Origin of the sequence: Pedobacter panaciterrae (assembly GCF_013204795.1) — a bacterium.
Taxonomy (GTDB): Bacteria; Bacteroidota; Bacteroidia; order Sphingobacteriales; family Sphingobacteriaceae; genus Pedobacter; species Pedobacter panaciterrae.
In genome coordinates this window covers 132,566-147,023 of record NZ_JABMKW010000012.1, presented here as the reverse complement: position 1 = coordinate 147,023, position 14,458 = coordinate 132,566, and the positions used below count along the sequence as shown (strand labels likewise).

Here is a 14,458-nt window from a genome sequence, read left to right as displayed (position 1 = left end):
CCTGGAATACTGGTGGTGTTGTTCATTATATTTTTCTTCTGGCAAAAAAATGTAAAGAGTAGTGTGCCAGCTACTGCTGCTGCGCATTAATACGTTCGTCATCTCGACGATAGGAGAGATGACGAAATAATAAAAAAGGGGGCTGATCATAATTGATCAGCCCCCTTTTTTATTTCAATCTATCCTTATTTCCTCAATGCATTCAATTCCTGCCATGTCCAGTTTTTGGTTCTTCCGGCAGTTTGCTCACGTACTTTTTTAACGTCAGCAGCCTTTACTGTAGATGCCTTGTTGCCGATATCATTACGAATATAGCTGATTACTGAAGCAATGTATTCGTCATTATTACTTCCAAGGGCAGGCATCACATCGGCATATGTTTTACCATTAACCGGACCCGATAAGCCGTGAAGTAGAATGCGGATTATCTTTTCGGGATCGCCATTCACATCTTTACTCGCTGCCAGTGGCGGAGCTGGCATATCTTTACCACCATTAATTACACCTTTACCTTCTGCACCATGGCAGGTAACGCAAAGCTGTTTAAAAATTAATGCGCCATCGTTAATTAATTTCTGATCAGCAGCAGCCATTAATTTTGAATTCTTTTCTGCAGTAGCTTTAGCCTCAATTTGTCTGTGATATTTCTTCTGCGATTCTGCAAGAACTATGTCTTCAGGATGATCCTTAATGATGTCGGCTATGATTTGCTGTGCTTTATCAGAGCTGTTGAACCTTAATGATAATCCAAGTTGTAAACGAACATCGGCACTAGGATCATTTTTTAGTGGCTCAACTGCCAATACCAGACTTTCATCTCCTTTTCTTATTGGCTCTTCACTAATCCACAACGCAGTTTTTCTTACCTCCGCATCTTTGTCTTTCAATGCAGCTAATAGGGTAGGTCTGTCTAGCGCATTAAGACCGTTTATCGTCCACAGGGCATGAATACGGGCCAGCTGCACAGGTGAGTTTAATGCCAGTTCTTTTAGCGCAGGTACAACAGATTTATCTCCACGAACCACTATGAGTTTCTGTGCATTATCTCGCCACCATCCGTTAGGATGCGAAAGGTACGGAACCAATTTATCACTGGTAAGGCTTAACATATTTGGGACCGTCTTATCGCGCTTGATACCGTCGTGAACCAATCTATAGATACGTCCTCGGCCAATATTTTTGTCGAATTGCTTTTGATCAATCTGGTTACGCAGGTAAGTTCCCTTTCTTGTCCAGTTACCTTCCTGGATAATTCCCCGGTACATGTCTACAATATACACACATCCATCTGGGCCTGTTACACTGTTTACAGGTCTGAAGTTCATGTCTGTAGAAGCAATAAATTCTTCTTTCTCGTATGCATTTTTTAGGGTTATTTTACCATTGGTGTTCGTAACCTTGGCTCTTCTGATCAGTCTGCCTACCGGTTCACAGATCAATAAATCTCCTTTCAGATCATCTGGTAACGAGTTGCCTCTGAAAACAGACTGACCTGTACAAGCTGTAAAATGATTTAGTGTACTGTCCGGACGTAATCGGCCTAAACCTCCCTGAACATCTGGTGTAGAAATTATAGGCCAGACATCCTGAAATTTATCATTATACTGTTCGCCAAGGTCCAAATATCCAAAGTAGGGATTTTGTTGGAAGTTTACTGCAGGAGCTTCGCCACCGGCGGATGAAAAAAACAATCGACCGTAGTTGTCATTCGCAAGACCCCACTGACCGCCTGAACCTTCATGCTGATTCTCAGGTTTTAATAAACCATCCTCAAATTTGTAACGAACGTTTTCTACAGTTACATAGATCTTATTGTCAAGATTCCACACTAAACCGCTTCGCTGATGCTCCAGATTACTTTTGTTTTCAGACTCATTTTTGAAAACCATTTTCTTTTCATCGGCCACGCCATCTCCATTGGTATCACGATAACTATAAATACTATTGTCAAAAGTTTCTGCAACCAAAAGGCGGTCATCAAGTGGAAGGATCATTCTTGGAAGTAATAACTTATCAAGAAAAACTACTGATTTATCCATTTTTCCATCACCATTGGTATCTTCTAGTCTTTTAATGGTACATATCGGCTTCATCTCATCTGTACCTTCAGCGTCCTGCATATAGGTATTCATCTCTGCAACGTACATGCGTCCGTTACCGTCCCATGCAATTGCTACAGGTTCATGAATCATGGGCTCGCTGGCTACAAGTTCGAGGTGGTAGCCTTTAGGAAGATGGATGGTTTTAAGACTCTCCTGCGGTGTTAGATAAGCAGGAGAGGGGTTGGTGTTTACGATTACCTTTCCATTGGCGTCTCGTTTTAAAGTATTTTGAGATACTTTACAAGTATAAACGAGCATAGACAAGCCGAGCATGCCCAATACCCATTGTTTATTTGGTTTCATTGTGTATTTGGTTTTGTGTGTTTTGGGTTGAGGGTGTGTTTATTTTTTCACACCCAAAGCATATTTGATCCCCCCTAAAAGATGTTTAAGATAAAGTGGATCAGCATAAGATTCATCTGTATGGCCCAGTTCAGTGTAGAAAGCCCGGCCACCATCATATTCATGGTACCATGCCATTGGGTGTTTATCACCCATTTTTCCTTTACCGGCATCATAGCTTTTCTCATCAATAGATATTAATACATTTAAGCCGTCGGCTACCCATTTGAAATTATACCATTCGTCTTTTCTTTTCCAAACTTCCGGAAGGTGTTTTGTAGAGATGTGGTTGCGGTTAGTTACATTTAATGACGCCTCTTGCTGACTTGGGTGACTAACAAAATAAGCGCCTACCAGTTTACCATACCAAGGCCAGTCGTACTCAGTATCAGTAGCAGCATGTACACCAACAAAGTTACCGCCGCCTTGAATATATTTCTCAAAAACAGCTTGTTGGGTATCATTTAATACATCACCAGTGGTATTGAAAAACACTACAGCCTTGTAATTTTTCAAGTTATCTGCGGTGAACTTCTCTGAATTGGTTGTGGTATCTACATCAAAATTATTTTCTGCTCCTAATTTAATAATAGCTGTAGTTCCTACTGCAATTGCATCATGGTGAAACCCGGCTGTTTTACAGAACACAAGGATTCTTGGGTTTTTCTTTGCAGAGGCCGATGTGGCACTAAACATGATCAATATTAATGACAGCATTGTTAATGCTTTTGCTAAAGAGTGGTTTCTAGTCGTGATTTTCATTTGTTTTTTGTTTTAATGGTATTAAAGGTAAAGGAATTTTAATTCTCTAAGTAACGGATAAAGTGTATTATTTAAGAGACAAGTTTTAGGAAAACATTAATAAAACTTACATCGGACTAGTTGGACGCACAGCTGTAAGTGCAATTTGCCCTTTAAACATTTTCCCTCCATCACCGGTTAACCTCAAATAATAATCTGAGGAACAGGCAGTACCGTCTTCATCCAGTGTTACAAATGATGATCCTTTAGGTATAAATGATGAATTCTCAGCAGTTTTCGCAATCTGATTTCCTTCATTGTACTCATCAAATATAGAGATGTATATTCCCTGACAACCCACTCTTTTCATGTTATAGAACTGGCGCCACATAAAGTCTCCATGCGCACGTTGGCGTTCCTGTAAATCACCGGGCAATACGCAAGGCTGATAATCAATTCCATTCGAATTGCAATAAGCCTGATCGGGTTTGTTCACATTTACAAAAAAGCCGTCAGATTCGTTTGCATTGCCAATTCTGCCCACCATCCATGGTGATAGCATATCAAAAGCTTTATAAGCGCTGATGAAATTGGGTCTGGAGTCGCTCTCCTGTTTCCGCCAATGGGTAGGCACGCCGCCTATAACATAACATCCTTTGCTTTTAAACCAGTTAATTACATCCAGACAAACCGATGCAGGCCAGGGATGATTGTTATCATTAAATCCAAATCCCCATATGCAAACTACGGGCTTCCCATTTTGCTTTGCATAGGCTGATGAAGTGATATAGGCCGACATTTTATTTGTCCAATCGGTTTTAATTTCTGATTGCATATTAGTCCACCCACTTACATCATACATGATGTAGAACTTACGTCCATAAGCCTCTGCTGCGGTTTTTACCTTTGCTGTAATGGCGTCACGTACCGGACCCTCAATTCCATTTGGGTTAAAGCGCTGCAGCGCGGCTGCATCAATACCATTTTGCTGCATCCAAAGAAACTGTGTGTTTACGGTTTGAGTAGTAAACGATGAGAATAACTTTGCGGCTTGCCCATTGCCAAGATCTGCAAAACCAGTTTGAAAGGTTTCTGTATATTCCCTAACGTCAGGCCATGATTTTATCCCCAGATTGGTAGGGGAAGGAATCTTCCCCCAATCCTGGGTATAATGCCACCAAGCATCAATTGGAGAGCCATCACCTTTTGCTGCAAACCAACCCTGATAGCCAACAGTTATTTTGCCAACCACGTCGCCAACCGGAGAGGGGGTTATGTCAATCACTTCCCCCGGTTTATCGGGAGAGGTGATTTCTTTAGAACTCTTTTTTGAGCAACTGCTCATTAAAGTAAATAAGGCCAGCAGAAAGGCAATGTCATTTTTTTTCATGTTCATGGTTATTTCCCTGTAAAACGAAGATCGTCTATACCCACAGCCACATCCGGATGATCTTTGCTCGTGGTAAAAAAGAATACCCGGAAATAGTTAATGGCAGTAAAGTCTGCGCCACCGTCACCACTATTAATTGCTTTGTCAAAATCAAGTGTAATTTCATTCCAGCCGTTCTTTAAATTATCTACTAATGGGGCTACATCCCAGGCAGATTCATGATCATCGGCCTTTCCGGAGCTGGTAAGCTCTATGGAACCATCTTTTTTGATATGAGAAACATCTGATATATACCACCAGAATTTAAACTGACCATTACTTTTGTTAAAAGTTGAATTAAACGGTGTTTCAAATTTTCTGATAAACTGCATAAAGTCTCCGCCGTTTGCTATGGTGTTCTTAAGGTAACCTGTGCCTTCTTTTTTGCCTGCTGTTTCAATAACAGGAGCACCCACAGTTTCCCAGCCATCTGGCTTATCTGCATTTTCAAAAGAAACAGCCGGAGCTGCCGGCACTGCCCTAAGTACCAGCCCATCAACACCGGTAATTACATCCGAATGATCTTTGGTTTTGGTCCAGAAAAATACCCGGAAAAAGTTAAGGGCAGCGGGATTTGGCGCGCCGGATATATCTGCATCTCTTAAATTAAGATTTACCTGATTCCAGCCATTTTTTAAAGTAGGCAATAATTTAGCTACAGACCATCCATACTCATCCTTATCTGCATCTCCACCACTGGTGATCTCAATTTGTCCATCTTCTTTAATGGCTGATACATCAGAGATATACCACCAGAAAGAGAACTGGCCGTTTGCTGTTGTAAGTTTAGAATCCAATGGAGTAGCTAAATGCTTTATAAATTGCATAAAATCGTCTCCGTTTTTAATGGTGTTTTTAAGGTAGCCGCTGCCTTCTTTAGCTCCTGATGTTTCAATAACAGGATCACCAACAGTTTGCCACCCATCTTTAGCATCAACATTGTCAAATACCACCAGTGTAGGATCAGCCGGCTCTCCCGGTTCCTCTGGCAAGGGCACCAAATGACTGGTATCTCTTGAAGTGTAAGTTTCCTTTTTACAGCTGGTTACTGTAAGCCCGAACAGGGCGATGGAATATACCATCATACTTTTTATTAATCTCATTTCCTTTGTTTTAAAAGTTTAACATTAATTTCTTCGTTATCTAACTGGTTTAACCCTGGTAAAACCTGGCTCGCCATGAAACCAACTTGCGCCCTTTCCTGTAAGCCATAAGTAGTAATCGGAAGCCAGATCGTTTTCAATTCCAACGAATCTTAGTCCGGCATCTCCATTCAGCGGTGTATCGGCTTCCCGGGCCGCCTTAAATATTGCTGTGCCTTCATCAATTTCATCAAACATGGCTACATATAATGATTTTGCACCCACGTTTTTTGCACCGGCAATTTGCTGCCACAAGAAATCACCTTTTAAGCGGGGTATCTGATAATAAAGGCTGGCATCCTTGTGCATATTTCCCCAGGTAAAGCCGGGAAATACTAGTGGCACATAATCAACCTTATTAGCCTTGCACCATTGGATGTCATCATAAGTTATCCGTTCATTGTAATTTCCGGAGCCGAATCTTCCCACAGCCCATGGCATAACTATGTCTGCTTTTTTTATCAATGCATGCAACAGAGGCGATTTTTCTGTATCATCACCCAGTGTTCTCCAGTAAAAGGGAACTCCAAGCATAACAGCTACTTTATTATCTGGCCCTTTCAGTTTTTCTACTAGTGTGGTTACATCAGAAATGGTATATTTTCTGTTGTCATTAAAACCTACACCCCATATAGTTACCAATGGCCTGCCGTTGTGATATAAATAGGTGGGGTTCTCTTTACTGTCAAAAAGTTTAAAAAGGCTTTGTAATTCATTCCAGTCCTGCTCCAGATAAGCAACATCAGCGCTTGAACAGCCGCTCAGGTCATACATTACACTAATTGCCCTGCCATATTTCTTAGCCGCTTTTAGTGCATTGGCCAACACCTTATTGAAGTGTCTTTTTCCGGATGCATTTGAAGATTTAATCTCACCTACAAAGCGTTGCATGTGCACACCGTCGATGCCGTAATCCTTCATCCATTTGAAATGAAGATCAACACTTTCTTCATCGTAAGGACTGTATAAGTAAGCGTCAGAGCCATTTGCAAATTTAAAAGGCGACTTATACTTTTTGGTATATTCAGTAATATCCGGCCAGAAATCTACATTGGTATTTCCGGGGAAGAAACCGCCATTGCCTTGATAGTGGTACCAGCCGCGCTGTGAACCATCTCCCTCGGCAGCAAACCAACCCTGATAACCAGCCATTACCAAGCCAGTATAAGATTTGTAAACTACCCCAGTCATGTCATACACTTTATCCTGAGTAGCCGGTGGCTTTACTTCCGGATCGGGATCTTTTACGCCATTGCTTTTAGAACACGATGCCAGAAAAGCGATGGTTGCAAAAGAGAAAAACAATATCCTAAACTTCTTCATAAGTATAATTTGTTAGGTTCAATTAATTTGCTGGTACGTCTATTTCTATAATTTCAGAGAAATTGGAGCTCTTGAAACTATCGTTTAAACGAACTCCTACTCTTACAAAGAACTTTCTGCCTGGCAACATATCAGGGATATCGATAGTAACAGACTTATCTGCATCAGTCATATCGGCCCATTCTTTATTAATCGCCTTCTTATAGATGTCAGAAAAATCTCTGATGGATGCACCTGCACCTACAAGTTTGGTATTGTTAACATATGGCTGAGTTTCTATAATCGTTGGTAAACCCGCGCCAATAGGCGCCTCCATTGTATATTTTAATGTTAACGTTTTGCCATTCAGCACCGCAGTGAAATTCTTGATGAGAATATATGGGGTAACGGTAAAATCGTGCTTTGTACCCTTATTAATATCAACTGTAAGGGTATCATAAAGTGGCCAGAAAGCACCGCCCTTAGGTATTACTTTGTAAGTTCCTTTAAAGAGTTTTGAATCTTTAAACGTACCATCGAATTTGCTTGGTATCTCCTGCGGAGATGGTGTAGCACTCCAGCTGATCTGCTCCAGTCTTATTTGGCTGCTGCCTTGCGAGGTAAGCAAATTGCCACCTTCTGAGGAAATAAGGTTTCCTTCGAATGAAGCATTAGGACCATCATAGTTGTCTATTTTTGTACATGCAGAACTTGCCAGTATAGTTGTGCCCAACAATATTCTACTAATCAGTTTTTTCATATCTTATAATTTTATATTCTTAGTAATTAGGATTATTAGGGTATAGATTAGGGTTTTTACCAAGTTCACCCCCAGGTATTGGTTCGTAGTAGAATTTTTTGTCGAAATTGTAATTACGCTGGAACAATTCAGGTTCCGACAAAAAGATGTATTTGTTTTCGTTAAATACATAATAAGGCATAAGACCCTTAAATCTGGCATTGTTTAAAACCACATCTGCAATCCTCCATCTTTTTAAATCCCAGTAGTATTGATTTTCAAAAGCCAGTTCCATTCCTCTTTCGTTACGGATCTTATCTATATCAATTGAAGTATATGGGGTTGCACCAGCTCTATTTCTGATCATATTGATCACTGTTAGCGCATCACCGGCATTGCCAAGTTCCATAGCTGCTTCGGCTCTGTTTAATAGTATTTCAGCGTAACGAAGATCAATCCATGGCTGCTCACTTCTGTTTAGGTCAACAGTTGAAATTGGTTTTGCAGCATCAATGTATTTTCTTACATAAAAACCTGTACGGGTTAGCTCATCGCCACCGGTCCATGGTCCTGTAAAACCAATAATCATTCTTCCCTGGTATAAAGTTTTGGTATCTCCTGATAGTATGTAGCTGCGTGAGTTAGCAGGCTTTGCAACTTCTGCGGCTGCTGTGCCGCTAAATGAAGGATAAATACCCCTTTGCATATCAAATGTGAGGCCTCTTAAAGTTGCTCCCGGGAAATATACCGTGGCCAGCAATCTTGGTTCAAGTCCCTGCATTAATTCTGCACGATCATTGAAACGTTTCGGTGTTCCATCTGAGTTGGTTACCGGCAAGTTGCCCCAGCGTTGTACCAAATCAAGGGTAGGGTATGATCTGGTAAGTGCATTAGCAGTCATGTAGCGAGGAGACATGGTAGCGTCCCAGCTGTGTGCAGTACCAGAGATAATTGAATACTGTTTAACAAAGATGTTTTCAGGACTTTCGCTTTTCAGGAAAAGGTCAACATAGTTCTGTACTTTATCTGAGTTTTTCTCATATAGTGAATAGTGTCCTTCAAGTAGTTTGGCAGCATCATATGCCTTTGTGAAATATCCATTGGCTTTGTCTGCAGGTATGCCTGCAAATCCTTCGGCTCTGGCCTGGCCATCAACAAAGTTTGCAGATCCATATTTGGCTATGGTGCCTGCATACAACATTGCTCTCGATTTTAATGCAGCAGCTGCATATTTATTAGCTCTGCCTAACTCATTGGTTTCATTCATCATCTGATAACCCAGATCAAGCTCTGCACCAATGAAATCCCATGTTGCTTCTTCTTTATCACGGTGTACCTGTAATTCTGAAAGTGGTGCGCCCGGGTCTTGCACTGTAGTTACAATTGGGACACCGCCATAACGTTTGGCTAGTCCGAAATAATAGTATGCCCTTAAAAAGTGCGCCTCGCCCAATAATGCATCTACATTGGACTGTCCAAGCTTATCCGCATGTTTTGGTAACTCTTCAATCAGAATATTAACGTTTCTGATATCACCGTATGGCCAGTAGCCAAAACCGCCCCCTATATCCATACCACCAAAAGGCCCAACTTCTTCGCCCGTAACTGAGGCTGAGTTAAAGAAGTTCTCCCAATCGTTACCACCCGTTTTGAAACCCTGATCGGGTCTGTACTTAAAATCTTCAATGGGTAAACCTCTGTAAATGGTTGCCAAAAAGGATTTTACGCCGGCCTCACTACCAAATATGATGTCTGGTGTAAAAATATTAGTAGGTGGAATATCTAGCTTTTGGCAAGAGGTTACAAGTGCCCCCATGCTTATAGATATTGCTATAATTAGTTTATGTATACTTTTCATATTTCAATAAGATTAAAAGGTGATGTTAGCTCCCAGATTAAAAGTTCTGTTCATAGGATACGTATATCCTCCCAAGGCTATTGAGAAAGGATCGCCCGGATTGATATCCCTATCATTTGGCTTAGGGCCTTGATGTTCAGGGTCATAGTTTTTTAGTCCTGTAAAAGTTGCCAGATTGTAACTGTTTACATACACCCTTAACTTTTTAACACCTATTTTCTGTAATGCTGCTGCCGGAATGGTGTATCCAAGCTCAAGCGTTTTCACACGTAAATAACTTGCGTTTTGCACAGCTTTTGTTCCTACTGCCTTTGGAGATCCCATAGCAGGATAAAACCCCGGGGTCCACTGTGTATTAGGATCATAAATATTAGCATTCGGGTCTATAGTATGCCAGCTGTCCAGAAAGCGAGTTAATGAACTTCTTTCGAAGGCAAGCGGCTCTGCAAACAACTCATCATACTGCACATAAACACCTGCTGCTCCCTGTAAAAGTACATTTACGTCGAAACCTTTATAAGCTACGCCTATACTCATACCATAATTCACCAATGGGATATCATTGGTAGCAATAGGATGATCATCCTTATCATTGATCTCACCATCTTCATTCCAGTCCTGATAGTAGTAATCTCCAGGTATTACCCCATTATTACCGCCTCCCATATTCACACCATAGTTGTATATCTGCTGATAGTTGGTAAACTGGCCGGCATATTCAGGTCCCCACCAAATGTTTTGATACCTGTTTACCTGTCCGTTCTTCCAGTTTTCACGTTCATTACCGGCTCTGCCCTGAAGAATGTTTAACCATTGGGCACGTGTTGTACCAATGTTACCACTAATGTTTAACCCAACATTACCAATAGTGCTTCTATGTGAAAGGATTAAGTCCATTCCCTGAACCCTGTCGCTATTGATATTTATCTGTGGAACATCTGCACCCACTGTACCTGGTAATGCTACTGCAGGAGTGGCCTCTAACCCGGTTCTGTCACTTCTGAAGACTTCAAAAGTACCATCGAGTTTACCGCCAAGAAAGCTAAAATCAACAGCTATATTCTTTTTGGTGTTAACTGCCCAGCTTAATCCTGGGTTACCAAGTCTTTGTGAGGAGCCGTTAACTGCACTTGATCCAAATATGTAAGAATTTACAGGGTAGTTAAATCCTGAAAGATAATTAAAGGCCCTTCCTCTTTCGTCACCCTGTTTACCATATGAAGCTCTGAATTTTAAGCTGCCCAGAATGTTCTCTGGAATAAGGTTACGGAAAAAGTTCTCTTTCGTTACCACCCAACCCACAGATACTCCAGGGAAAAATCCGAACTGATCATTGGTTCCTGGTTGATATTTATTAGAACCATCTCTACGGAAAATAAACTCTGCCAGATATTTGCCTTTATAATCATAGTTCAACCTGCCTATGATACTTTGAAAAGCAATGTCGTTTAATCCGTTTATGTCCATGCCACCTTGCATCTGGCCGTTTGGTAAACCACCAAATAGATAATCAACTGGGATTTCTGTATCTCTTTGAGCATAAAAATTATCACCTGTTTGATGACTTTGCTCATAAACAAGGGTTGCAGCTATATTATGATCATTAAAAAATGTATTAGCATAGTTTAAAGACAATGAGCTTAAAGTGTTGAACCTGGTGTAGTAGGAGCGACGCACGCGAGAAGGGCTTTGCACCTTGCTTGGTAAATAGGTATCAGTGTCGGCTTTATAAGTATATAAAGTGTACTCTCTTCTTATTTCGTTATTGTCGCTAACATTATAGTCAACATTGTACAATGCTTTTGCATTTAAACCTTTAATGCCGGGTATATCGTATTGTAGATTTAACTGACCAACAAAATTCTTTTGCTTAAATGTTTTTAAACCTACTTTATCTGCCTCGGTAATGATTGCAGGATTCATGTTGTCATCAATAACACTTGGATATAAAGGATTATCATTAGCAAATACCTGCTTTGTTGGAATCTGATTCCATGCATATTTGTAGATTGTCCACAGATCAGTATATGGTTGGTTTTTTTCATCCATCATACCGGAGGCTAATACCTGTGCTTTTAAACCCTTTGTGATGTCTACGGTTACGTTCGAACGAAAATTATATTTATCGTAGTTTAAATCTCCGCTTTTAAATACACCATCCTGCTTTTGATAACCAAGATTGAAGAAATAGCTGATCTTATCGCTACCGCCGTTAACGTTTAAATTGTGCATTAACTGGGGCGCTGTATCTTTAAATGCCAGGTCTATCCAGTTAGTCTCTTTGTAAGTGCCATCAAGCCATGGTTTGATATCATTGTAAGAGAATTTAGGAGGCTGATTACTGATGAAGTTTGCATCAAAATTGTGTTTGTTCTTCTCATTGGTCATCAACATATAATCTACTGCACCTACACCTTCAGGCATTCCTAAAAATGTTTGGAAAGACTGATTAAATGAATAGTTTATATCTACTTTACCGCTTTTGTTGCCTTTTTTTGTAGTTACCAAAATCACACCACCAGCAGCCCTGATACCATATATCGATGCAGCAGCATCTTTCAGTACCGAAACACTTTCTATCTCATTAGGATCCATTCTGCCCAGTGTTGATTGGTCTCCACCAATAACTCCATCAATTACAATTAAAGGATCGCTTTTAAATCCCCTGATGTTTAGGTTATTTGCATAAGAACCAGGTTCAGCAGTTTTTTGCAGGACACGTATGCCCGGTACTTTACCTGTTAACATGTTTACAACACTTTCGTTCTTTGTAACCACCAGTTCTTCTCCTTTTAAAGTAGCAACAGAACCGGTTACAGTAGCTTTTTTCTGGGTACCGTAACCAACCACAATCAGCTCTTCCAGGTTGTTGTTGTCTTGCTTTAGGATGATCTGAAATTCTCTTTTGTTATTTACCTGAATTTCCTGTGGGGCAAATCCTACAGAGGTGAATTGTATATACGAGTCTGGGCCAGGAACATTAAGAGAAAATGTTCCGTCGCTATTTGTTAAGGTGCCATTGTTGGTTCCTTTTACCCTAACACTTACTCCCGGTATGCCAAGGCCTCCGGCAGCGTCTGTTACTTTTCCACTTATTGTAACCGATTGCTGGGCCAGCAAAATGAGTGGAAATAGAAAAAATAGTGTAAGTAGGTATTTTAATTTTTTCATACTGTTTATCTTTTTGGTTTAATTTATTGTTTGATTATTGTCCGATTAAAGCAAAGTTTTGCTTAGGGTAAATGGTGCTTATGGAGGAAGTGATCTGTAGCTGCTCATGGTTATATTTGGTTTATGATTTAAGCAATCGATTGCCGAGTGCTCGTAAAAAATACCGGAAGCGCAAATACCTCCGGTTTAAAAAGTCTTATATTATTTCCGTTCAGGCATCTTTAAAGTAAGTGGCTTTTGGTTTCTCAGCATTTTGGCGGCTTCACCTGTTAACCACAGGTAATGATCTGATGGCTTTCCATCCATATTAATAAATGAGGTAGTGGTACTTAGCGGAGGGTTGTCAGATCCTTTAAAAATGGCTGTTCCCTCATTCACCTCATCAAACATGGCCACATATAGCATAGATGCCCCTGCATTAAGTGTGGTGGCTATTTGTTGCCAATAAAATCGACCGCCTTGGCGTGGTATTGAACCAACCGGTTTCACATCATCTGGAAATTCCTGCTTACTTAAATTGTGCCAGCTAAAACCAGGATACACACAAGGCACATAATCAACATTGTTTTCTTTGCACCACTTAATATCATCTATAGTATTGTCGCGCAATCTGTCCATATCATTATGAAGCAGTCCGCTATAACGCTGTACTGTCCATGGTAAAACGATATCACTCTTTTTAATTAATTCATGCAGATATGGGTCGTTAATACAATCGGCATTTAGCGTGCGCCAAGAAGTAGGTACACCCAGCATTACAGAACAGTTACCATATACCGGATCATTTTTTAAGAAATCAATCAATTTCTCCAGGCCGATGTTGCGTGTGTTATATGGCCTATCAGGAAAACCAACACCCCATATCGTAACCAAAGGTTTTCCATTATGGTGCAAATATGTTTTCTTACCTGCTTGGTTTGTTACTTTTAACTCATCAACAAGGTATTTCCAGTCTTCAATTATTGCAGAGCAATCTTCACCTGATGCGCTTAACCCCGAGAGATCATACATCACTGCTATAGCCCGTTCATATTTTGAGGCGGCTTCAAAAGCATTTTTTAATATGGTTAATGCGGCTTTATCTTTATGCTTGGCATTGCCGAAAAATCTTTGCATAAATACGCCATCAACGCCGTATTGCTGCATCCATTTAAAATGAAGATCGACAGTGCTTTTATCATGTGAACTGAAAAACTTTGCCGGCTGTCCGCTGCTTAATTTAAAAGGGGTATTATAAGTTACTTCATATTCGCTCACATCGGGCCACATGTCAATGCTGCTTCGTTTTTCATCGCCATAAGCATACCTTTTGGAATCGGTACCATCACCCTCAGCTCTAAACCAGCCTTGGTAACCTGCCATAACCAATCCTTTATAAGTGGGATATAGCGTTTGCTTGCTGTGTTTTGTTTGTCCCTGTGCTTTATAGATGAACAGGCAGGATAGAGATAAAAGGATAATCTTTTTAAAATTCATAAGTGGTTATATTTGGTTGTTTTGCTCCCGAAGAAATGAACGATTGGTGTATCGTTGTAAATGGGTATTCTTCGTATTTATTGATAAACTTATTTTTCTGCGATTAATAAATACTTAATATTGAATTAACGCATCAAATAATTTGAAAAACCTTTG

9 protein-coding genes are annotated in these 14,458 nt (G+C 40.4%); all 9 read right to left on the bottom strand.

What is annotated here, in order from left to right:
* Positions 1 to 185: 185 nt before the first annotated feature.
* The 9 genes from HQN86_RS07715 to HQN86_RS07675 all read right to left on the bottom strand — a co-directional run bounded on the left by HQN86_RS07715 (position 186) and on the right by HQN86_RS07675 (position 14,302).
* On the bottom strand, positions 186 to 2,405 hold the full coding sequence (locus HQN86_RS07715) for a DUF7133 domain-containing protein (protein WP_172660440.1): 2,220 nt from the start codon (positions 2,403 to 2,405) through the stop codon (positions 186 to 188).
* A gap of 39 nt (positions 2,406 to 2,444) precedes the next feature.
* A complete protein-coding gene (locus HQN86_RS07710; RefSeq protein ID WP_172660439.1) occupies positions 2,445 to 3,206 on the bottom strand; it encodes a ThuA domain-containing protein in 762 nt (253 codons plus the stop codon).
* A gap of 106 nt (positions 3,207 to 3,312) precedes the next feature.
* Entirely contained in the window at positions 3,313 to 4,575 is a 1,263-nt protein-coding gene (locus tag HQN86_RS07705) for a glycoside hydrolase family 71/99-like protein (RefSeq protein WP_172660445.1), read from the bottom strand.
* Between the two features lie 8 nt (positions 4,576 to 4,583).
* A complete protein-coding gene (locus tag HQN86_RS07700; protein WP_172660438.1) occupies positions 4,584 to 5,717 on the bottom strand; it encodes a hypothetical protein in 1,134 nt (377 codons plus the stop codon).
* Positions 5,718 to 5,753: 36 nt separating this feature from the next.
* Positions 5,754 to 7,079 carry a glycoside hydrolase family 71/99-like protein gene (locus HQN86_RS07695; RefSeq protein WP_172660437.1) on the bottom strand — a complete coding sequence of 442 codons (1,326 nt, stop codon included), beginning with the start codon at positions 7,077 to 7,079 and terminating at the stop codon, positions 5,754 to 5,756.
* Between the two features lie 22 nt (positions 7,080 to 7,101).
* Positions 7,102 to 7,818 (bottom strand): DUF3823 domain-containing protein, encoded by a 717-nt coding sequence (locus HQN86_RS07690; RefSeq protein WP_172660436.1) that lies wholly within the window; start codon positions 7,816 to 7,818, stop codon positions 7,102 to 7,104.
* 19 nt (positions 7,819 to 7,837) lie between these two features.
* A complete protein-coding gene (locus HQN86_RS07685) occupies positions 7,838 to 9,655 on the bottom strand; it encodes a RagB/SusD family nutrient uptake outer membrane protein (protein ID WP_172660435.1) in 1,818 nt (605 codons plus the stop codon).
* A 12-nt stretch (positions 9,656 to 9,667) separates the two neighbouring features.
* Entirely contained in the window at positions 9,668 to 12,826 is a 3,159-nt protein-coding gene (locus HQN86_RS07680; RefSeq protein WP_172660434.1) for a SusC/RagA family TonB-linked outer membrane protein, read from the bottom strand.
* A 201-nt stretch (positions 12,827 to 13,027) separates the two neighbouring features.
* On the bottom strand, positions 13,028 to 14,302 hold the full coding sequence (locus HQN86_RS07675) for a glycoside hydrolase family 71/99-like protein (protein WP_172660433.1): 1,275 nt from the start codon (positions 14,300 to 14,302) through the stop codon (positions 13,028 to 13,030).
* Positions 14,303 to 14,458 lie beyond the last annotated feature (156 nt).